This window comes from Pseudomonas sp. BIC9C (assembly GCF_034541995.1).
Taxonomy (GTDB): domain Bacteria; phylum Pseudomonadota; class Gammaproteobacteria; order Pseudomonadales; family Pseudomonadaceae; genus Aquipseudomonas; species Aquipseudomonas fluorescens_CC.
Genome location: NZ_JAWDGM010000005.1, coordinates 303,985 through 324,617, shown reverse-complemented (window position 1 = coordinate 324,617; position 20,633 = coordinate 303,985). Strand labels below are relative to the sequence as shown.

Genomic DNA, 20,633 nt, shown 5'->3' with positions numbered 1-20,633 from the left:
GATGACGCGGGGCGCCTGATACCCCGCGGAGCTCTCAGGTTTTTCGCGAGCAAGCTCGCTCCTACAGAGCCCGTCGCGATCGGCCATCCATGGCCGTGCGCGGCTAACCCGGCATCCATGCCGGGTTGCCCACTGCGCAGAACCTGCGCTCGGCCTCTCGAGGGGGCGTGCACCGCAAAACCACCGCGAGGCGAGCTAACGCTCGACCTCGTTGTTTGGTGGTGCACGCGTTCCCCTTACCGGTCGAGCAGTTTCATGACTTCTTCCGGATAACGCAGGCCAGCGGTTGCATTCGCCGCAAAGATCGCCTCGAGCGCGTGCAGTTCTTCGGCATTCAGCGTCACCTGAAGTGCAGCCACGTTTTCTTCCAGGTATCGACGTTGCTTGGTGCCTGGAATCGGGATCAGGTAATCACCCTGGGCCAGCACCCACGCCAGCGCCAATTGGCCGGCGGTCACGCCTTTCTCTGCCGCGAGCGCCTGAACCTGCTGCACCAGCAGCAGGTTCTTCGCGAAGTTTTCGCCCTGGAAGCGCGGGCTGAAACGGCGGTAATCGTCTGCCGCGAAATCATCCGGACTTTTCAATGCGCCGGTCAGAAACCCCCGGCCCAACGGGCTATAAGGCACAAAGGCAACGCCCAGGCGCTGGCAGGCTGCCAGGCAACCGTTTTCTTCCTGATCACGGCTCCACAACGAATATTCACTTTGCAACGCACTGATCGGATGAACCTTGTGCGCCCGTTCCAGTGTCGTCACCGAGGCCTCGCTCAATCCCAGGTAACGGACTTTGCCGGCACTGACCAGCTCGGCCATGGCGCCAACGGTTTCTTCAATCGCCACCTGCGGGTCGATGCGGTGTTGGTAATACAGGTCCAGGGTGTCCACGCCGAGGCGTTTCAAGCTGCCGTCGATGGACTGGCGAATGTATTCCGGCCGACCGTTGACGCCCCGGGCGCCGGGGTTCGCCGGGTCGCGGACGATACCGAACTTGCTGGCCAGGAACACCTGGTCGCGCTTGCCGGCAATGGCCTTGCCAATCAGTTCTTCATTGGTATGCGGGCCGTACATGTCGGCGGTATCGAGCAGGTTGACGCCCAGTTCCAGCGCACGATGCAGGGTGGCGGTGGCTTCGCGGGTGTCCGTGCCGGTGGTATAGAAATCGGTCATGCCCATGCAACCCAGGCCGATGGCCGAAACCTGCGGACCGTTTTTCCCCAATTGACGTGTGTGCATGAAATCAGCTCCCTGTGAAGTGAATCGCCATTGTTAACCTCGACAGAAACAAGATAAACCGGCTAAAACGGCTATCACTATTCGTTAAATCTAAACAATCTGCCGGTGGAACCAGCAATGGACCGTTTCAACGCCATGCGTGTCTTTACCCGAATCGTCGAGCTGGGTGGCTTTGCCAGGGCTGCCGACAGCCTGCAACTGCCCCGGGCCTCGGTGACCATCCTGATCAAGCAATTGGAGGCGCATCTGGGGGTACAACTGCTGCAACGCACCACGCGGCAGATCAGCATGACGCTCGACGGTGCGGCCTATTACCCGCGCTGCGTGCGCTTGCTGGCGGACCTTGAAGAGACCGAAGCGGTGTTCAGTGCTGCACGCCACAATCCCAAGGGGCTGTTGCGCGTGGACATGCCGGCGGGCGTGGGGCGCCTGGTGGTGATTCCGGCACTGCCGCAATTCACGGCCCGCTATCCCTTGATCGAGCTGGAAATCGGCTTGAACGACCGGCCGATCGACCTGATTCGCGAAGGTGTCGATTGTGTGTTGCGCGGTGGTTCGCCACTGGACGATTCGTTGGTGGCGCGGCCACTGGTGATGATGGATCAGGTGACCTGTGCCAGCCCCGACTATCTGCAGCGACACGGAACGCCAAGTACGCTGGATGACCTGCACGGGCATCAGGTGGTCGAGTACTTTTCCAGCAGCAACGGAAAACGCTATGGGCTGGAGTTTGTCGTGGATGGCCAGGTGCAGTCGGTCGACCTGCCCAAGCAGGTGGCGGTCAACAGTGCCGATGGCTATCTGGCGGCGTGCGAGGCCGGATATGGTCTGGTGCAGACGCCGTATTATCACGTGGCGCGGCAACTGGAGGAGGGGCGTTTGTGTGAAGTGCTGAGGCAACTGCCGCCACCGGGCATGCCGATGACGGCGCTTTATCCGCCGCACCGCCAGTTATCCCGGCGGGTGCGTGTGTTTGTCGATTGGCTGGTAGAGCTGTGTGCCCAGCCCGGCAATGATTTTTACAGAAAGGACTCGGGACGTTAAGCCGCCGTTAACGATGTTGGTAGTAACCCGGTCCGCCATGGCCGTAGTAGTGATCGTGGTGCCGGCCCCCATGGGGGTAAATAATGCAACCGCTCAGGGTCAAGAGGGCAAGCAGGGGAATCAGCGGTGTGATTCGACGCAACATTTTGGAAATCCTCATGGTTATCGCCGTAATGAAGCCAAAACTCTTCATCGGCTGTAACATGAGACCCCTGCTTATAGCGGATTACTCCCGAAACAGGGTAAGCGCTTGGCATGCATGTCGATACAAGCCGGATACATTTTTCAGATTCAGGAACCCGCAATGACTCAGTCGCAACGTTTGAAATACTCGATTCTGATCTCCCTGGTGGTACTGGGGATCATGTTTGGCCTTTCCTGGTTGCAGAACACCGGCGTCATCAGCGAAAAAGTGTTCCAGTACATCGCCATCGGCGTGGCGGTGGTCGTGGTGGTCATCAATGGCGTGATGCGCCGCAAGGTCAAGCCCTGATCATTCGATCATGGGTTGCGCAGGATGGCAGCAGCCTGAGGATGCAGGCTGTAGCTTTTGTCGGGGTTCAGGACAATCACGCCTTCGCTGCACAAGCGCTTTAGCACTTCACGCACACTGAGAAAGGACAGGGGAACATCCAGGTCCAGCAATTGGCTGTGCACGCCACGCACGCCAAGGCTGCGGTCGCTTTCGGCGGCCATCAGCAAGGCATCGATGACTTTCAGGCGGATCAGGCTGGTTCGAAGGCCATAGCTCTTGAGCAAGACTCTGATTCGCTCGTTGGCGTGGCGATCGGTACGTGGCTCGAATGCGCTGACTCCCATGGAAGTACCCTTTGGCGCATTGCTACCGTCCATTGGCAGTTGCGAGTTGTACATTGCAAAACTCCTTTTCAGAGCCTGATCAGGAAAAAGTGGGCGCTCTTACATGACTAGACGTATGAGCAGCGCAAATCATGAAGGCTCAAATGTAGAAATTTTGTCGCCTACGTGTGATCAACCTGTCAGACCCTGTGCCAATGGGCGGTAAAACCCTAAATTTTTGATGTGAGCTTCGTCCCTACAGGGAGGCACACTGCGTGTGGGTATGCGCAGCAGTGGCCATCGTTTTTTCGATCAGGAGCGAGCGTGATTATTTCCAGCCAGTTAGCCAGGTTGAGCCTGGCGAGTGTGACACTGGGGTTGAGCCTGGGGCTGAGCCTTGCTGCGAGCGCCAGCGGTACGCCTGTGCAAACGAGCGCGGACATTCGCCGAACCAGTTTCGGCGTGCCGCACATCCGCGCCGACAACGAGCGCGGGCTCGGCTACGGCATCGGCTATGCCTACGCCCAGGACAACCTGTGCCTGCTGGCCAACGAGATCACTACGGTGAACGGCGAACGTTCGCGGTATTTCGGGCCGGATCAGTTCACCGTCGAAGAGCGGGGGAACCTGGTCAGCGATGTGTTTTTCACCTGGTTGAATACACCAGAGGCCGTGGCCGGTTTCTGGCAGGCGCAAACTCCGCAAGTCCACGAACTCATTGAGGGTTACGTGGCGGGTTATAACCGTTCGCTGGCCGAACGTCGCGCACAGGGTTTGCCGGTGCAATGCCAGGGTGACTGGGTGCGGGATATCACGACGATGGATCTGGTCAAGTTGACCCGGCGCCTGCTGGTCGAGGGTGGCGTCGGGCAATTTGCCGAGGCCCTGGCCGGGGCCGCGCCTCCTGAGGCGGTTACTCAGGCGTCAAACGCAGGTTTCCAGGTGGCCGCCACGCGGATGCAGCGCTTTGCCCTGGACCGGGGCAGCAACGCCGTCGCGGTCGGCAGCGAGCGTTCTTTCAACGGGCGCGGCATGCTGCTGGCCAATCCGCACTTTCCGTGGGTGGGCGGCATGCGTTTTTACCAGATGCACCTGACCATTCCCGGCAAGCTGGACGTGATGGGCGCGGCGCTGCCCGGCCTGCCGGTGATCAACATCGGTTTCAATCAACATCTGGCCTGGACCCACACCGTGGACTCGTCCAGGCATTTCACCTTGTACCGTCTGCAACTCGACCCCAGGGATTCGACCCGTTACCTGCTCGACGGCCAGTCCTTGCCGATGGATAAGCAAACCCTGACCGTCAACGTCAAACAGGCGGACGGGCAGGTCCGGGCGATTTCCCATGTGATCTACAGCTCGAAGTTCGGCCCGGTGGTGCAATGGCCAGGAAAGCTGGATTGGGACCAGCAGTACGCCTACAGCTTGCGCGATGCCAACCTCGATAACGACCGCGTTCTACAGCAGTGGTACGCGATGAACCGCGCTGAAAACCTCAAGGATTTCCAGGATTCGGTGCACAGGATCCAGGGCATTCCGTGGGTCAACACGCTGGCGGCGGACGATCAGGGGCAGACGTTGTACATGAACCTGTCGGTGGTGCCCAACGTCAGCGCCGCCAAACTGGCGCAGTGCAGCGACCCGCGGATCGGCCTGCAGATGATCATCCTCGACGGTTCCAGCAGTGCCTGTGCCTGGGACGTCGACCCGCTGGCCGCGCAGGCCGGCATCTATGCCTCGGACAAACTGCCGCAATTGCTGCGCAAGGACTTTGTCCAGCACTCCAACGATTCGGCGTGGATGGCCAACCCGGCGCAACCGCTGACCGGCTACTCGCCATTGATCAGCCAGGACAGCCAGCCATTGGGCTTGCGTTCGCGTTTTGCGCTGGATCGCTTGCATACGCTGGCCAAGGTCGGGTCGACGGACTTGCAACACATGGTCATGGACGATCAGGTGTACCTGGCCGTTCAAGTGATGCCCGATCTGCTGCAGTTTTGCGCGAAAGATCTCGGCACCGACGCAAAAGTGCTCGCGCCCCTGTGCGCCAGCCTCAAAGCGTGGGATCGCACGGCAAACCTGAACAGCGGTCTTGGGTTTGTCCACTTCCAGAATGTCATGGAGGCGTTGGAGCAGGTCCCGGACGCCTGGCGCGTGGCGTTCGATCCGCTGGACCCGCAACACACCCCGCGTGGCCTGGCGATCGATCGCCCGGACGTGGCGCAGGCGCTGCGGGCGGCGATGCTGGCCTCGGTCGAACAGGTCAGCGCTGCGGGCCTCCAACCAGACAGCCGCTGGGGCGATATCCAGGTGGTCAGCAGCGGTAGCCAGCAAACACCGATTCACGGCGGGCCGGGCACGCTGGGGGTCTATAACGCAATCCAGAGCGTGCCGAGATCCGACGGCAAGCGTGAAGTGGTCAGCGGCACCAGTTATTTGCAGGTGGTGACCTTTGATGAGCAGGGGCCACAGGCCAAAGGGTTGTTGGCGTTCTCGTTATCGAGCGACCCGGCGTCGAAGTATTCCCGGGACCAGACCCAGGCGTTTTCGAACAAGCAATTGAGCGTGTTGCCGTTCACCGAGCAACAGATCATTTCCGATCCGCACTATCAGGTGCAGACAATTCGTCAGCAGGATGAAAAGCCCGCCAAGGTGGCCGCGCAGTGATCTGAAGGGGTGTTGAAACGAACGAGAAAGGCCGCACCCCGCAAGGGTTGCGGCTTTTTCAGCTTTTCGGGGTCTTTTGCGGAATCGCGTTGACCACCAGGTTGCCGTTGGCATTGCGCGTCAGGTAGACCGGCAGCACCCGGGGCAGGGACTTCACCAGGCCGTTGATCTCTTTGATGTTGTAGATGCCGCCGATGTGGATCGAGCCGGTGCTGTTGTCAGCGACCATCAACGGTTTATCCAGGTAGCGATTGATCAGGGGCAATGCATCGGTCAGCGCCAGATCGTCGAGCACCAGTTTGCCCTGGCGCCAGGCCAGCGAACTGTCGTTGTCATAGGTATCGCTGATGCGCGGAGTGAAATCGCCGCGGCGATAGCTCGCCTGCATCGCCGGACCCAGCCGCAGGCCGTCGTCGGGCAGGTCATCGTTGCTGCTGACCAGTACCGAGCCTTCGATCAGGTTCACCTTCACCTGGTCTTCATACATCCAGACGTTGAATTGGGTCCCGGTCACGCGTATGCGGCCCTCGGCCGCCTTGACGATAAACGGGTGACGAGTGTCGTGGCTGACGCTGAAGAAAGCCTCACCTTTTTTCAGCGTGACTTGCCGCTGATCCTTGTAGTTGCTGTACGTCAGTTCGCTACCGAGGTTCAGTTCGACCTGACTGCCATCGTTCAAGGTGACCGTGCGGACGTGGTCGGTCGATTCAAAATGCTGGTACGAATTGGGTAGCCAACCCAGGTGCCAGCCGCTGAACGCGGCCAGCGGCAACGCCAGGGCACACACGGCGGCAGCGATGCCCATGGTGCGCCAAGGCGTCTGAGGCTTGGCGCGAACCATCGTCACGACGGGGGCGGGGGAAGGCAGGTCCCCGGCGACATCCCAGATTTCCAGCATCGCCTCGTACTCGAAGGCATGGAGCGGATGCGCATCCCGCCATTGCGCGAACGCCTGGCGCTCTTGCTCAGTGCAATCATTGGCGTGCAGACGCATGCACCAATGCGCAGCGGCGTCGGTGATGGCGTCGTATTCGGCTTCCGAGTGCGTGTGTTCGGTCATTGGCTCATCCTGATTTCGTGCATTCTAACCTTGGGGGAAGTCTGCGAGAACATCAGTCATGGCAATTACCCATCAAAGTGCGTTTATTTTTCGTCAGAGCGCCGCGTTCCTTTCGGCTGGGAGAATTCGCGGACCTGCCCGGTGGGCCAACGCTGAAGGCGGTTGTACTGCAAAACGGCATTGCTGAGCGAAAGGCTTCGGGGAAAAACAGTGGAGCAGGTGAGTCAGGCATCCCTGCGCAATCGAAGGGTTGACAGCTCGCTCCCGGCGCGTTGTTAATCGGCGGTCTACGTACGCTGTTGCCCCCTCCAATAATTAGTCTGGAGCTTCAGATGTCTGCGCCACACGATCATGCCTCCACTGCGGTCTCGCAACACTTGTCCCTTGAAGCGTTGAGCGCTTTGCTAGAGAAGATTTTCTTGCGTCACGGCACCTCGGCCGATGTCGCCAGGGTGCTGGCGCAAAACTGCGCGGGCGCCGAGCGCGACGGCGCGCACAGTCACGGCGTGTTCCGGATGCCGGGTTATGTGTCCACACTGCAAAGTGGTTGGGTCAACGGCCAGGCCGTTCCGATCGTCGAAGATGTGGCTTCGGGTTTTGTGCGGGTCGATGCCGCCAACGGTTTTGCGCAACCGGCCCTGGCCGCCGCACGCGAGCTGTTGGTGGAGAAAGCGCGGAGCGCCGGAATCGCGGTACTGGCGATTCGTAACTCACACCATTTCGCTGCGCTGTGGCCGGATGTCGAACCTTTTGCCTATGAAGGCCTGGTGGCCTTGAGTGTGGTCAACAGCATGACCTGTGTCGTGCCCCACGGTGCCGACCGGCCGCTGTTCGGCACCAACCCGATTGCCTTTGCCGCCCGCGGGCCGACGGCGAACCGATTGTCTCGACCTTGCCACCAGTGCCATTGCCCATGGTGATGTGCAAATTGCCGCACGCGAGGGTGAACGCTTGCCGGCAGGGATGGGCGTCGACAGCCTCGGCCAGCCGACCACAGACCCGAAAGCGATTCTTGAGGGCGGCGCGTTGCTGCCTTTTGGCGGGCACAAGGGCTCGGCGTTGTCGATGATGGTCGAGTTGCTCGCGGCGGCGCTGACCGGGGGGAATTTTTCCTTCGAATTCGACTGGAAGAACCACCCCGGCGCCAAGACACCCTGGACCGGCCAATTGCTGATCGTGATCGATCCGAGCAAAGCGGCGGGACAGAGTTTTGCCGAGCGCAGCCAGGAATTGGTGCGTCAAATGCACGGTGTCGGCTTGAAGCGCTTGCCGGGTGACCGACGTCATCAGCAGCGCGCCAGGTCGCAGGTCAACGGCATCGAGCTGGATGCCCGGACGCTGGCGAACCTGCGGGAGCTGGCCGGGGACTGATTTTTGAGATAGCCGCAACCATGGAGCGAGCTTGCTCGCGATGACGTCAGCCTGTTCAACTCAGATGTTGACTGGATTGCCGCCATCGCGAGCAAGCTGCCCCACAGGTTGGGGTGTTAGATCTGAAATATTTACCGACGTCCCAGCAACAACCCCACCACCAGGCCGAACCCGGCAGAAATCGCCACGGTTTGCCATGGATGCCCGCCGATATAGGTTTCAGTAGCCTCGACCGCAGGCAGGGTCCGGTCGCGTACGCGGGTTACCGAGTCCCTGGCTTGCTGGAGTTTCAGCGCGATTTGTCCGCGAAGGGTCTCTGCTTCTTCCCCGACCAGTGAGGCGCTACGTTTCAGCAGTTTTCCGACTCCTCGATCAGCGATTGAAGTTCGCTGAACGCTAGATCCTTGATTTGATCTTCGGTGGCTTGCGCGGCGGTTTTGCGGACCATTGAAGTACCCTTGCAGGTAAGTGGACAGTGAGCAATGGAGTCTGCCGTTGTCGGAAAAGTTGCAGCTATTTTGCCCGGAGAGGTCATCCTGCTGAAAAACCGGCGCAGGACATTTCGTCCTACAGTGTAAGATGTCGCCTATTTTACGCAGCAGGAAATTCCCATGAGCTTCAATCTGGCCGACAAACCCCTCGCCGAGCGCGCTGCGCTTGAAGACGAGAAATCCCGTCTGTTCGAACTCTGGCAAAACAACCTGGGCAAAGCCAAGGGCGAGGCCGCACGGTTGTTCGGTGAACGGGCCAAGCGCAAAGGCAAGTGGGCGGAATGGGTGCGCGCCGAGCTGGACGGCATGTCGCCCCCGGAATTCGCCAACATGGTGCGCAGTGAAGTCAATCGCCTGATGGCCGCCAACAAGTAACATCGGCTGTCACGCGAAACTCGCGACAATCGCTTCACGCACTTTCAACACCACTGGATCGAGCTGGGTGCTGGTGCGCCAGCCCAGCTCGATCGGGTAACGCGGCAACGCCAAGGGGCAGGGTAGCAACGCCAGTCCGCTGAGCGTTGCGATGCTTTGCGCCGCATGGGCCGGAATGGTCGCAACGGCCTGGCTGCCCTTGAGCAAATGCGGCAACGCGGCAAAGTGCGTGGTCGAGGCGCACACCCGCCGACTCAGCCCCAGCGCCGCCAATCCTTCATCGGTAATCCCGATAAAACCGCCGGACGACACCAGAATGTGTTCACGGGCGACAAACTCTTCAAGACTGATGCTCTGCTGGCCCGCGCCCAGGCTCGATGGGTCCGCCAGACACAGGTATCCGCCTTCTCCCAGTACCTGACGGCTGAGCAGCCGCTCGGCAAACCCGCCCGCGGTAATCGCCAGGTCGATGCTGCGTTCCATCAATGCATGGGCGACGATCTGGCTATGGGTCTGGCGGAAAATCAGCCGCAGTTTCGGCGCGGTACGGGCGATTTCTTCAATCAGCCGCCGGCCGTAGGCAATTTCGAAATCATCCGACATGCCCACGGTGACCGAACGACCGTCGTACTGCTGTGCGGCCGGATCGACCATCGCCAGGCTCTGCCGGCATTTGTTCAGGGCATCGCTGACCACCGGTTTGAGCTGATTGGCCTTGAGCGAGGGGGCCAGGCCTCGTCCGGTGCGCACGAACAGTTGATCGCCATACACCTCGCGCAACCGACGCAGGGCTGCGCTGACCGCCGATTGCGTCACACCCAGGCGCAAGGCGGCGCGGCTGGCGCTGGACTCCTCGTGCAGTGCTTCGAAGACTTTGAGCAGGTTGAGGTCGATGTCGGTGATATTCATTTGGCTCATATCATTCAGCAGTGAATCGGTCTTTATTGATGATTGCGTGACGCCGGAGAATGAGCAACACCTGATGCGAATGGAGTGTGTGCGATGCCCAAATCAATCGTTGCTGCCCTGCAGATCGGCGCATTGCCCGGTGGCAAGGCTGAAACCCTGGAACAGATCCTGTCTTATGAAAACGCGATCATCGAAGCCGGCGCCGGGTTGGTGGTGATGCCGGAAGCGCTGTTGGGTGGTTATCCCAAAGGCGAGGGCTTTGGTACGCAGCTTGGTTATCGCCTGCCGGAAGGTCGCGAAGCCTTTGCCCGCTATTTTGCCAATGCCATCGACGTACCCGGCGCGGAAACCGAGGCACTGGCGGCACTGTCCGCACGCACCGGGGCCAATCTGGTGATCGGCGTGATCGAGCGTGCAGGCAGCACTTTGTACTGCACTGCGCTGTATTTTGATCCGCAGGCCGGTCTGGTGGCCAAACACCGCAAACTGATGCCCACCGGCACCGAACGGCTGATCTGGGGCAAGGGCGATGGTTCGACGCTGCCGGTGATCGACAGCCAGGTCGGGCGCGTCGGTGCGGCGGTGTGCTGGGAAAACATGATGCCGCTGCTGCGCACGGCGATGTATGCCAAGGGCGTGGAGGTGTGGTGCGCGCCGACCGTGGACGAACGGGAGATGTGGCAGGTCAGCATGCGCCATATCGCCCATGAGGGTCGTTGTTTCGTGGTCAGTGCCTGTCAGGTCCAGGCCTCGCCCCGGACCCTGGGCCTGGACATCGCCAACTGGCCGGCGGATCGGCCACTGATTGCCGGCGGCAGCGTGATCGTAGGTCCCATGGGCGACATCCTCGCCGGGCCTTTGCGTGACAGCGCCGGTCTGCTCACCGCGCCAATCGACACGGACGACCTGGTACGCGCCCGCTACGACTATGACGTGGTCGGCCACTACGCGCGGCCGGATGTGTTCGAGCTGACCGTGGACGAGCGCGCCAGACCGGGGGTGCGCTTCATCGCTTGATACCCAGCGGGCTTTGGCCAAAGCAGTCAGACAACTTGATAACTTTGACCATTGCCCGACACCCCGCGCAGAGCGAGTATTTCCCTGTTGATTACGGTTCCCCCAACCCAATAAAAACACAGAGGGATTCTGGCAATGCGCGATTACTTGTCTGCTACTTCTCGGTTCAATTATCAGCACACCGTCGACGCCGCACTCGCAGGCGACCTGACAGCCCTCAACGCCTGTGTCGAATGCTGTGACCGGCATGCCTTGCCGGGCCGCATCGCGCTGTTCTGGGAAGGGCGCGACGGCACCAGTGCTACCTATACCTTCACCGAACTGCAGGACAAGGCCGCGCGTTTCGCCAATTACCTGCTGGCCCAAGGCGTGAAGAAGGGCGACAAGGTGGCCGGCCTGTTGCCACGCAATATCGAACTGTTGATCACCGTGTTCGCCACCTGGCGCATCGGCGCGGTGTATCAACCGCTGTTTACCGCATTCGGCCCCAAAGCCATCGAGCACCGCCTGAGCTGCTCTGGCGCCAAAGTGGTGGTCACCGATGCGGTGAACCGGCCGAAACTGGCCGAAGTTGCCGATTGCCCGACCACGGTGACCGTCACCGGCCCCAAAGGACAGGGCCTGGTTCGCGGCGATTTCAGTTTCTGGGCCGAACTGGCCAACTATTCTGCCGACTGTGAACCGGTGCTGCTGACCGGGGAAGATCCGTTCCTGCTGATGTTCACCTCGGGCACCACCGGCCCGTCGAAAGCCCTGTCGGTGCCGCTCAAGGCCATCGTTGCGTTCCAGAGCTACACCCGCGATGCGGTGGATCTGCGCCCGGAAGACGCCTTCTGGAACGTCGCTGACCCGGGTTGGGCCTACGGCATCTATTTCGGTGTCACGGGGCCGATGTCCATGGGGCATCCGATCACCTTTTACGATGGCCCGTTCACCCTCGAAAGCACCTGCCGGGTGATCAACAAGTACGGGATTACCAACCTCACCGGTTCGCCGACGGCCTACCGATTGCTGATTGCCGGTGGCGAAGAATTCGCCAAGTCGATCAAGGGCAAGCTGCGCATCGTCAGCAGCGCTGGCGAACCGCTGAACCCGGAAGTGATCCGCTGGTTCGCCGACAACCTCGACGTGGTGATCCACGACCATTACGGCCAGACCGAACTGGGCATGGTGCTGTGCAACCACCACGGCCTTGAACATCCGATTCACATGGGCGCCGCCGGTTTTGCCTCGCCGGGCCACCGCATTGTGGTCCTGGATGACCAATACAAGGAACTGGGCGTTGGCCAGCCGGGCATTCTGGCGATCGACCGCAGCCAGTCGCCGATGTGCTGGTTCGCCGGCTACGAAGGCGGGCCGACCGAGGCCTTCGTCGGCAACTATTACCTGAGTGGCGACACCGTCGAGTGGAACCCGGACGGCAGCATCAGTTTTGTCGGTCGCAGCGATGACGTGATCACCACCTCCGGCTACCGGGTCGGTCCGTTCGACGTGGAAAGCGCACTGATCGAACACCCGGCCGTGGTCGAGGCCGCCGTGGTCGGCAAACCCGATCCGGAGCGCACCGAACTGGTCAAGGCCTTCGTCGTGCTCAACCCGCAATACCGCGCGGAACCTGCATTGGCCGAAGAACTGCGGCAACACGTGCGCAAGCGTCTGGCGGCGCATTCCTATCCCCGCGAAATCGAATTTGTCAGCGAGTTGCCGAAAACCCCAAGCGGCAAATTGCAGCGCTTTATCTTGCGCAACCAGGAAATCGCCAAGGCTCAAGAGGCCGCGGCGAAGAACGTTCCAGCTTGAATCCAGGGAAACAATGATGCAGATCGAGAACAAGATATTTATCGTCACCGGTGGCGCTTCCGGCCTCGGTGCAGCCACTGCCGAGGTGCTGGTTGGCGCTGGCGCGAAAGTGATGCTGGTGGACATGAACGCCGAAGCCGTTGCAGCCCAGGCCCAGCGCCTTGGCGCGCACAGCGTGGTGGCGGATATCAGCGACGAAGCGGCAGCCGAAGCCGCCGTGCAGGCGACGGTCAAGGCCTTTGGCGGCCTCAATGGCCTGGTCAATTGCGCGGGCATCGTGCGTGGCGAGAAGATTCTCGGCAAGAATGGCCCACATGCGCTGGCGAGCTTCAGCCAGGTGATCAACGTCAACCTGATCGGCAGCTTCAACATGCTGCGCCTTGCGGCAGCGGCGATTGCAGAAACCGAAGCGGATGCCGATGGCGAGCGCGGCGTGATCATCAATACCGCGTCTGCCGCGGCTTACGACGGTCAGATCGGCCAGGCGGCTTACTCGGCGTCCAAAGGCGCGATTGTCAGCCTGACCTTACCCGCTGCCCGCGAACTGGCGCGTTTCGGCATCCGTGTCATGACGATCGCCCCCGGCATCTTCGAGACGCCGATGATGGCTGGCATGACCCAGGAAGTGCGCGACTCCCTGGCCGCTGGCGTGCCATTTCCGCCGCGCTTGGGCAAACCGGGCGAGTACGCCGCGCTGGTCCGGCATATCATTGAAAACAGCATGCTCAATGGCGAGGTGATCCGTCTTGACGGTGCCTTGCGCATGGCTGCCAAATAAGGAGGATTTTTCATGACAATGTCCAACGATCCGATTGTAATCGTCAGCGCCGTCCGCACCCCGATGGGTGGTTTTCAGGGCGAACTGAAAAGCCTGACTGCGCCGCAACTCGGCGCTGCCGCCATCAAGGCCGCCGTTGAACGTGCCGGTGTTGCCAGTGATAGCGTCGACGAAGTGCTGTTCGGCTGCGTACTGCCGGCAGGCCTTGGCCAGGCCCCGGCGCGTCAGGCGGCGCTGGGTGCCGGGCTGGATAAATCGACCCGCTGTACCACCCTGAACAAGATGTGCGGTTCCGGTATGGAAGCGGCGATTCTGGCCCACGACATGCTGGTGGCCGGCAGTGCCGACGTGGTGGTCGCGGGCGGCATGGAAAGCATGTCCAACGCGCCTTACCTGCTGGACCGCGCCCGTGCCGGCTATCGCATGGGCCATGGCCGGGTGCAGGACTCGATGTTCCTGGACGGCCTCGAAGACGCCTACGACAAGGGCCGCCTGATGGGCACCTTCGCCGAAGACTGCGCCGAAACCAACAGCTTCAGCCGTGAAGCCCAGGACGCGTTTGCCATCGCCTCGACCACTCGCGCGCAACAGGCGATCAAGGACGGCAGCTTCAGGGACGAAATCGTGCCGCTTACCGTGACGGTCGGCAAAGAGCAGGTTGTGATCAGCAATGACGAGCAGCCACCCAAAGCCAAACTGGACAAGATCGCCTCGTTGAAACCGGCGTTCCGCGAAGGCGGTACGGTGACGGCGGCCAACTCCAGTTCGATCTCCGATGGTGCTGCCGCGTTGGTGCTGATGCGCCAGTCGCAGGCACAGAAACAAGGCCTGAAACCCTTGGCGGTGATTCATGGCCACGCCGCGTTCGCCGACACCCCGGGCCTGTTCCCGGTGGCACCGATTGGCGCCATCAAGAAGTTGATGAAGAAAACCGGTTGGTCGCTCAATGACGTCGATCTGGTGGAAGTCAACGAAGCCTTTGCCGTGGTCGGCATGGCCGCGATGACTCATCTGGAAATTCCCCACGAGAAACTCAACGTGCACGGCGGTGCTTGCGCCCTCGGTCACCCGATCGGGGCATCCGGTGCGCGGATTCTCGTGACCCTGCTCTCGGCCCTGCGCCAGAAAGGCCTTAAACGCGGCGTCGCGGCGATCTGCATCGGCGGCGGTGAAGCGACGGCCATGGCCGTGGAATGCCTCTACTGAAACTGACGCTATCCCATGTGGGAGCGGGCTTGCTCGCGAAGAGGGCGTGTCAGTCGACATCATCGTCGGATGACACACCGCTTTCGCGGGCAAGCCCGCTCCCACAGGGTTCTGCGTCGTAACCAGATTCAAGGATTCACCATGATCCCCAATGACGACCAACAACAGATCCGCGACATGGACCGGGACTTTGCCCAGGAACGGCTGAAACCCTTCGCGGCCGAGTGGGACCGTGAGCATCGCTTTCCCAAGGAAGCCATCGGCGAGATGGCCGGGCTGGGCTTCTTCGGCATGCTGGTGCCGGAGCAGTGGGGCGGATGCGACACCGGTTACCTGGCCTACGCCATGGCGCTGGAAGAAATCGCCGCCGGCGATGGCGCCTGTTCGACCATCATGAGTGTGCACAACTCCGTGGGTTGTGTGCCGATCCTCAACTACGGCACCGATGAGCAGAAAGAGCGCTTCCTCAAACCGCTGGCCAGCGGCGCGATGCTCGGCGCTTTCGCCCTGACTGAACCCCAGGCCGGTTCCGACGCCAGCGGCCTGAAAACCCGTGCGCAACTGCAGGGCGATCATTACGTGCTCAACGGCTGCAAGCAGTTCATCACCTCCGGGCGCAATGCCGGGGTGGTGATCGTGTTTGCAGTGACCGATCCGGGCGCTGGCAAACGCGGCATCAGCGCCTTTATCGTGCCGACCGATTCGCCGGGCTACACCGTTGCGCGGGTCGAAGACAAGCTCGGTCAGCATGCGTCCGACACCTGCCAGATCCTTTTCGAAGACGTGAAGGTACCGGTGGCCAATCGTTTGGGCGAGGAGGGCGAAGGCTACAGGATTGCCCTGGCCAACCTTGAAGGCGGCCGCGTCGGGATCGCTTCGCAATCGGTGGGCATGGCCCGCGCCGCATTCGAAGCGGCCCGTGACTACGCCCGTGAACGCGAGAGCTTCGGCAAGCCGATCATCGAGCATCAGGCTGTGGCATTCCGCCTGGCGGACATGGCGACCCAGATCGCTGTGGCGCGGCAAATGGTGCACTACGCCGCCGCCCTGCGCGACAGCGGCAAGCCGGCGCTGGTTGAAGCGTCGATGGCCAAGTTGTTCGCCTCGGAAATGGCCGAGAAGGTATGCTCCTCGGCGCTGCAAACCCTTGGCGGTTACGGTTACCTCAACGACTTCCCGCTGGAGCGCATCTACCGCGACGTGCGGGTCTGCCAGATCTACGAAGGCACCAGCGATATTCAGCGCATGGTCATTTCACGCAATCTATAAGAAGGAGTTCCCTGTGAGTTACGAAACGATTTTGCTGGAAACCCATGGCCGCGTTGGCCTGATCACCCTCAACCGCCCACAAGCGCTGAATGCGTTGAACGCACAGATCGTCAGTGAACTGAACCAGGCCCTCGACGGCTTCGAAGCTGACTCGAACATTGGCTGCATCGTGCTGACCGGTTCGAAAAAAGCCTTCGCCGCCGGTGCCGACATCAAGGAAATGGCTGAGCTGACCTATCCGCAGATCTATATCGACGACCTGTTCAGCGACAGCGATCGCGTGGCCAACCGCCGCAAGCCGATCATCGCGGCGGTCAACGGTTTCGCCCTGGGCGGCGGCTGTGAGCTGGCGTTGATGTGTGACTTCATTCTGGCCGGCGACAACGCCAAATTCGGCCAACCGGAAATCAACCTCGGCGTGTTGCCGGGCATGGGCGGCACCCAGCGCCTGACTCGCGCCGTGGGCAAGGCCAAGGCCATGGAAATGTGCCTGAGCGGCCGCTTGATCGATGCCGTGGAAGCGGAGCGCTGCGGCATCGTGGCGCGTATCGTGCCGAGCGATGAGCTGCTGGATGAAGCGCTGAAAGTCGCCGCGTTGATCGCTAAAAAGTCGCTGCCGATTGCGATGATGGTCAAGGAAAGCGTCAACCGTGCCTTTGAAGTGAGCCTGGCCGAAGGCGTGCGCTTTGAGCGTCGGGTGTTCCATGCGGCATTTGCGACGCAGGATCAGAAGGAAGGGATGGCGGCGTTCATTGCCAAGCGTGAGGCGGAGTTCGTCGGGAAGTGATGCGGCGTTTTCGCTGACGTCATCGCGAGCAGGCTCGCTCCCACATAGGGTCTCAAGTACTCCAGGGATCCTCTGTGGGAGCGAGCCTGCTCGCGAAAAACCCAAGGGCACCGGGTTGATTCAGGCACCCCGCGTCATCGTTGGCCACCATCGCGAGCGAGCTCGCTCCTACAAGGGATCTTATAAGCACCGAGATCCAATGTAGGAGCGAGCCTGCTCGCGAAAAAACCAAGGGCACCGGGTTGATTCAGGAGCCCCGCGTTATCGTTGACCACCATCGCGAGCGAGCTCGCTCCTACAAGGGATCTTATAAGCACCGAGATCCAATGTAGGAGCGAGCCTGCTCGCGAAAAAACCAAGGGCACCGGGTTGATTCAGGTGCCCCGCGTCATCGTTGACCACCATCGCGAGCGAGCTCGCTCCTACAGGGCATCACACCAGATAGTTTTTCAGCTCGCGGGCAATCACCATCCGCTGTATCTCGCTCGAGCCTTCGTAGATCTGCGTGATCCGCGCATCCCGGTAGTATTTTTCCACCGGATAGTCTTCCAGGTAACCATAGCCGCCATGAATCTGAATGGCGGACGAACAGACCTTTTCCGCCATTTCCGACGCAAACAGCTTGGCTTGTGAGGCCTCCGACAGACAGGGTTTGCCGGCCGTGCGCAGGCGTGCGGCGTGCAGGATCATCAACCGTGCGGCGTTCAGTTGCATGTGCATGTCGGCCAGCAGGTTGGCGATGCTCTGGTGTTCATTGATCGTTTTGCCAAACTGCACACGATCACGGGAATAGGCCAGTGCCGCTTCAAACGCAGCGCGGGCGATGCCCAGCGCCTGGGCGGCGATGCCGATTCGTCCGCCTTCGAGGTTGGACAGGGCGATGGCCAGACCCTTGCCGCGCTCACCCAGCAGATTGGCCTCGGGGATGGTGCAATTGTCGAGGGTCACGGCGCAGGTATCGGAAGCGCGGATGCCCATCTTGTGTTCGGTGCGATCAACGATAAAGCCGGCGGTGTCGGTCGGTACCAGGAACGCCGAGATGCCACGTTTGCCCAGGTCCGGATCGGTCACGGCAAACACAATCGCCAGCTTGGCCCGCTTGCCGTTGCTGACGAACTGCTTGGCGCCGTTGATTACCCACTGGCCGTCGCGCAGTTCGGCGCGGGTGCGCAGGTTGTGCGCCTCGGAACCGGCCTGGGGTTCGGTCAGGCAGAAGCAGCCGATGACCTGGCCGCTGGCCAGATCCGCCAGCCAGGTCTGTTTCTGTTCTTCGCTGCCGTAGTTGAGTACCGGCCCGCAGCCCACGGAGTTGTGGATGCTCATGAAGGCGCCGGTCGCACCGTCGCCGGCGGAAATCTCTTCTACCGCCAGCGCGTAGGCCACGTAGTCGACATAGGTGCCGCCCCATTCCTCGGGGACCACCATGCCCAACAAGCCCAGTTCGCCCATCTTCGCCACCAGACCGTCATCGATCCAGCCGGCCTTTTCCCAGGCCTGGGCATGGGGCGCGATTTCGCCACGGGCAAAATCCCGGGCCATGTCGCGGATCATGACTTGCTCTTCGCTCAATTCGATATCGTGCATGGCTCAGCTCTCGCTCCGGTCAAACCCGCTGAAGAAGCTCGCCACGTGTTCGGCGTCCAGCGCCTGGAGGGTGGGCGGGTTCCAGCGTGGTGTCTTGTCTTTGTCGATCAGCAAGGCGCGCACGCCTTCGATCAGGTCGCCGCGTTCGAACCACTGGCGGTCCAGATGCAGCTCAAGGGCGAAACATTGCTCTAGCGGCAGCTCGCGTCCGCGACGGAGCATTTCCAGGGTCACGGCCATGGCCAGCGGCGAGCGGGTTTCCAGCAGGTCGGCGGTGGTGACAGCCCACGCATGGCTGTCGGCAACCGTTACCTGGCGCAGTTGTTCCACAATACTCGGCACATCGGCTTGGGCGAAGAAGTGGTCGATGGCCGGGCGCAACGTTGCCAGTGGCGCATCAGGCAGTTGCTGCACGGCGAGTTTGGCCAGCAGGCCTTGCAGGTCCTTGAGCGGCGTGTCGTGCCATTCGAGCTGGTCAAGTTTCTGGTCCAGGTCGCTCAGTCTGTCGCTTTCCAGGTACCAGTCGGCCAGGCCGCAATATAGGGCATCGGATGCGCGGATTTGTACGCCGCTGACGCCGAGGTAAATCCCCAGTTCACCGGGAATGCGCGGCAGGAAGTAACTGCCGCCGACGTCGGGGAAGTAGCCGATGCCGACTTCCGGCATTGCCAGGCGGCTTTTTTCGGTGACCACACGCAAGTCTGCGCCTTGCACCAGGCCCATGCCGCCGCCGAGGACAAAGCCATCCATCAGGGCCAGCACCGGTTTGCGGTAGTGGTGGATCGCGAGGTCGAGGGCGTATTCCTCGACGAAGAAATCTTCGTGCAGTGTGTCGCCGCTTTTGAAACTGTCATATAGCGAGCGTATGTCGCCGCCAGCGCAGAAGGCTTTTTCGCCGGCACCACGCAAGACCACGGCATGGACTTGCGAATCCTGGGCCCAGGCGTCGAGCTGGCGGTGCAGATTGCGGACCATGTCCAGGGTGAGGGCATTGAGGCCGGCGGGGCGGTTGAGGGTCAGATGCCCAATGTGGTTGCGAACCTCGGCCAGCACTTCGTTTTGCATGGCATCCGTGGACTGCGCCCACTTCGATGAAACCTGAGCAGTCATCACTAACTCCCTGCTTTTATTGTTCTTTATCGAGATGCTCGCGCGCGAGCGATGACGGATCGTATCAGTGCAAATTTGCCTTGTACAACCCGGATAAGTGCAGGTTATCTGTGCATTTTTGCATGCTGATGACCTGCACTGTTGCAGCGTAGACCACGGCGTATTCAGGCAAACGCCGCGAGCAGATCCTCTTCGAATGCCTTCTGCGCATCGCCGGCTACCTGTGCCCGGTGCCGGGCCAGATGAAACGCGACATCGAAACTCATGTCGTTGCGCCGCACGGCCCTGAGCAAACCCTTGTCTTCCCAGCTACGGGCAAAGTGATTGGGCAGGTAGCCGACATGCTTGCCGGAAAGAATGAAGGCGAGGGTGCCTTCGACCTGTTCCGAGCGCGCCGAACACCGCTTGCCCTGGAAGGGTTCGTCACTGCGCAGGAAACGGTAGGGTGATCGACCCGGTCGCTGGCCTGTAGATCCTGATCACACGGGTCCGGGTTGGTGAACAGCGGATGGCCGGGGGCGCAATACAGATGCTGGGTTTCAATGAACAACTGGCGGTAGTCGAACGCGCTTTGCACTTGCGAGAAATAGCCGATGGCCAGGTCCAGCCGCTGTTGCAGCAGCAAGCGTTCCATTTCGCCGGGCATGGCGCTGATCAGTTCGATGCGCACTGACTCGTCCCGCTCACGGAAGCGCCGGATCGCCTCGGCCACCCGTTGCAGCACCGATTGGTCCAGGGCTTCGGAAAGACCGAGGCGCACTTCGCCGATCAAGCGTCCGGCCACGCCGTTCGATTGATGACGGAAGGCTTCGATGGACTCGAACAATCCACGGGTGGCGCTGAGGAGCTGTTCGCCCTTCGGCGTGATCCTGAACCCTCCCTTGCCGCGACTGCATAGCCGATAGCCAAGGCGGGTTTCCAGTTTGGCCATTTGCTGGCTGATGCTCGACTGGCTCAACCCCAGTTCGCCCTGGGCTGCGCTGAAACCACCGCATTCCACCACGCTGACAAACAGTCGCAACAATTGCAGATCCAGATCGTGGAGTTGGCCGAGCATCAAACATTACTCCGTCATAAAGTCAGGTTAATTAACTTGATATTTTACCAATGTATCCGACGACGCATCCTGCAACCA

17 protein-coding genes and 3 pseudogenes are annotated in these 20,633 nt (G+C 61.0%); 11 read left to right on the top strand and 9 right to left on the bottom strand.

Annotation, left to right across the window (positions count from 1 at the left end; translation table 11 throughout):
* Positions 1-236 precede the first annotated feature (236 nt).
* Positions 237-1,232, bottom strand: a complete 996-nt coding sequence (locus RS887_RS22375) for an aldo/keto reductase (protein WP_322617070.1) — start codon at positions 1,230-1,232, stop codon at positions 237-239.
* A gap of 117 nt (positions 1,233-1,349) precedes the next feature.
* Here RS887_RS22375 and RS887_RS22370 point away from each other — a divergent pair, with 117 nt between their 5' ends.
* On the top strand, positions 1,350-2,276 hold the full coding sequence (locus tag RS887_RS22370; protein WP_322617069.1) for a LysR family transcriptional regulator: 927 nt from the start codon (positions 1,350-1,352) through the stop codon (positions 2,274-2,276).
* A 7-nt stretch (positions 2,277-2,283) separates the two neighbouring features.
* Here RS887_RS22370 and RS887_RS22365 read toward each other — a convergent pair whose 3' ends face one another.
* Positions 2,284-2,421 carry a hypothetical protein gene (locus tag RS887_RS22365; protein ID WP_322617068.1) on the bottom strand — a complete coding sequence of 46 codons (138 nt, stop codon included), beginning with the start codon at positions 2,419-2,421 and terminating at the stop codon, positions 2,284-2,286.
* Positions 2,422-2,580: 159 nt separating this feature from the next.
* Between RS887_RS22365 and RS887_RS22360 the strand changes: the two genes are divergently transcribed.
* Positions 2,581-2,769: a hypothetical protein gene (locus RS887_RS22360; RefSeq protein ID WP_111283688.1), complete on the top strand. Its 189-nt coding sequence runs from the start codon at positions 2,581-2,583 to the stop codon at positions 2,767-2,769.
* Between the two features lie 8 nt (positions 2,770-2,777).
* On the opposite strand, the gene RS887_RS22355 is transcribed toward RS887_RS22360, so the two are convergent.
* Positions 2,778-3,149, bottom strand: coding sequence for a fe2+ zn2+ uptake regulation protein (locus tag RS887_RS22355; protein WP_322617067.1), 372 nt, complete (start codon positions 3,147-3,149; stop codon positions 2,778-2,780).
* 249 nt (positions 3,150-3,398) lie between these two features.
* Between RS887_RS22355 and RS887_RS22350 the strand changes: the two genes are divergently transcribed.
* On the top strand, positions 3,399-5,741 hold the full coding sequence (locus RS887_RS22350; protein ID WP_322617066.1) for an acylase: 2,343 nt from the start codon (positions 3,399-3,401) through the stop codon (positions 5,739-5,741).
* Positions 5,742-5,799: 58 nt separating this feature from the next.
* Here RS887_RS22350 and RS887_RS22345 read toward each other — a convergent pair whose 3' ends face one another.
* A complete protein-coding gene (locus tag RS887_RS22345) occupies positions 5,800-6,801 on the bottom strand; it encodes a FecR family protein (protein WP_322617065.1) in 1,002 nt (333 codons plus the stop codon).
* Between the two features lie 332 nt (positions 6,802-7,133).
* Between RS887_RS22345 and RS887_RS22340 the strand changes: the two are divergent.
* Positions 7,134-8,172: pseudogene (locus RS887_RS22340) on the top strand (Ldh family oxidoreductase).
* A gap of 131 nt (positions 8,173-8,303) precedes the next feature.
* Here RS887_RS22340 and RS887_RS22335 read toward each other — a convergent pair.
* Positions 8,304-8,620, bottom strand: a pseudogene (locus tag RS887_RS22335) (DUF883 family protein).
* Positions 8,621-8,783: 163 nt separating this feature from the next.
* On the opposite strand from RS887_RS22335, the gene RS887_RS22330 reads away from it, so the two are divergent.
* Entirely contained in the window at positions 8,784-9,038 is a 255-nt protein-coding gene (locus RS887_RS22330; protein WP_057400121.1) for a hypothetical protein, read from the top strand.
* A 9-nt stretch (positions 9,039-9,047) separates the two neighbouring features.
* On the opposite strand, the gene RS887_RS22325 is transcribed toward RS887_RS22330, so the two are convergent.
* Complete coding sequence (locus RS887_RS22325; RefSeq protein ID WP_111283700.1) at positions 9,048-9,956, bottom strand: LysR family transcriptional regulator; 909 nt, start codon at positions 9,954-9,956, stop codon at positions 9,048-9,050.
* Between the two features lie 84 nt (positions 9,957-10,040).
* Here RS887_RS22325 and RS887_RS22320 point away from each other — a divergent pair, with 84 nt between their 5' ends.
* The 6 genes from RS887_RS22320 to RS887_RS22295 all read left to right on the top strand — a co-directional run bounded on the left by RS887_RS22320 (position 10,041) and on the right by RS887_RS22295 (position 16,804).
* Complete coding sequence (locus RS887_RS22320; RefSeq protein WP_322617064.1) at positions 10,041-10,964, top strand: carbon-nitrogen hydrolase family protein; 924 nt, start codon at positions 10,041-10,043, stop codon at positions 10,962-10,964.
* Positions 10,965-11,099: 135 nt separating this feature from the next.
* Positions 11,100-12,764: an AMP-binding protein gene (locus tag RS887_RS22315; RefSeq protein ID WP_322617063.1), complete on the top strand. Its 1,665-nt coding sequence runs from the start codon at positions 11,100-11,102 to the stop codon at positions 12,762-12,764.
* A 16-nt stretch (positions 12,765-12,780) separates the two neighbouring features.
* The gene (locus RS887_RS22310; protein ID WP_322617062.1) at positions 12,781-13,542 is read left to right on the top strand and encodes an SDR family NAD(P)-dependent oxidoreductase; all 762 of its coding nucleotides are present in this window, start codon (positions 12,781-12,783) and stop codon (positions 13,540-13,542) included.
* 12 nt (positions 13,543-13,554) lie between these two features.
* On the top strand, positions 13,555-14,748 hold the full coding sequence (locus RS887_RS22305) for an acetyl-CoA C-acyltransferase (RefSeq protein ID WP_322617061.1): 1,194 nt from the start codon (positions 13,555-13,557) through the stop codon (positions 14,746-14,748).
* A gap of 141 nt (positions 14,749-14,889) precedes the next feature.
* Positions 14,890-16,017, top strand: coding sequence for an acyl-CoA dehydrogenase (locus tag RS887_RS22300; RefSeq protein ID WP_322617060.1), 1,128 nt, complete (start codon positions 14,890-14,892; stop codon positions 16,015-16,017).
* Between the two features lie 13 nt (positions 16,018-16,030).
* On the top strand, positions 16,031-16,804 hold the full coding sequence (locus tag RS887_RS22295) for an enoyl-CoA hydratase (protein WP_322617059.1): 774 nt from the start codon (positions 16,031-16,033) through the stop codon (positions 16,802-16,804).
* Positions 16,805-17,236: 432 nt separating this feature from the next.
* On the opposite strand, the gene RS887_RS22290 is transcribed toward RS887_RS22295, so the two are convergent.
* From RS887_RS22290 to RS887_RS22280, 3 genes and pseudogenes are all read right to left on the bottom strand, one after another.
* Complete coding sequence (locus tag RS887_RS22290) at positions 17,237-18,388, bottom strand: acyl-CoA dehydrogenase family protein (protein ID WP_322617058.1); 1,152 nt, start codon at positions 18,386-18,388, stop codon at positions 17,237-17,239.
* Between the two features lie 3 nt (positions 18,389-18,391).
* Positions 18,392-19,498, bottom strand: a complete 1,107-nt coding sequence (locus RS887_RS22285; RefSeq protein ID WP_322617057.1) for an enoyl-CoA hydratase/isomerase family protein — start codon at positions 19,496-19,498, stop codon at positions 18,392-18,394.
* Positions 19,499-19,662: 164 nt separating this feature from the next.
* Positions 19,663-20,555, bottom strand: a pseudogene (locus tag RS887_RS22280) (LysR family transcriptional regulator).
* Positions 20,556-20,633: the final 78 nt, after the last annotated feature.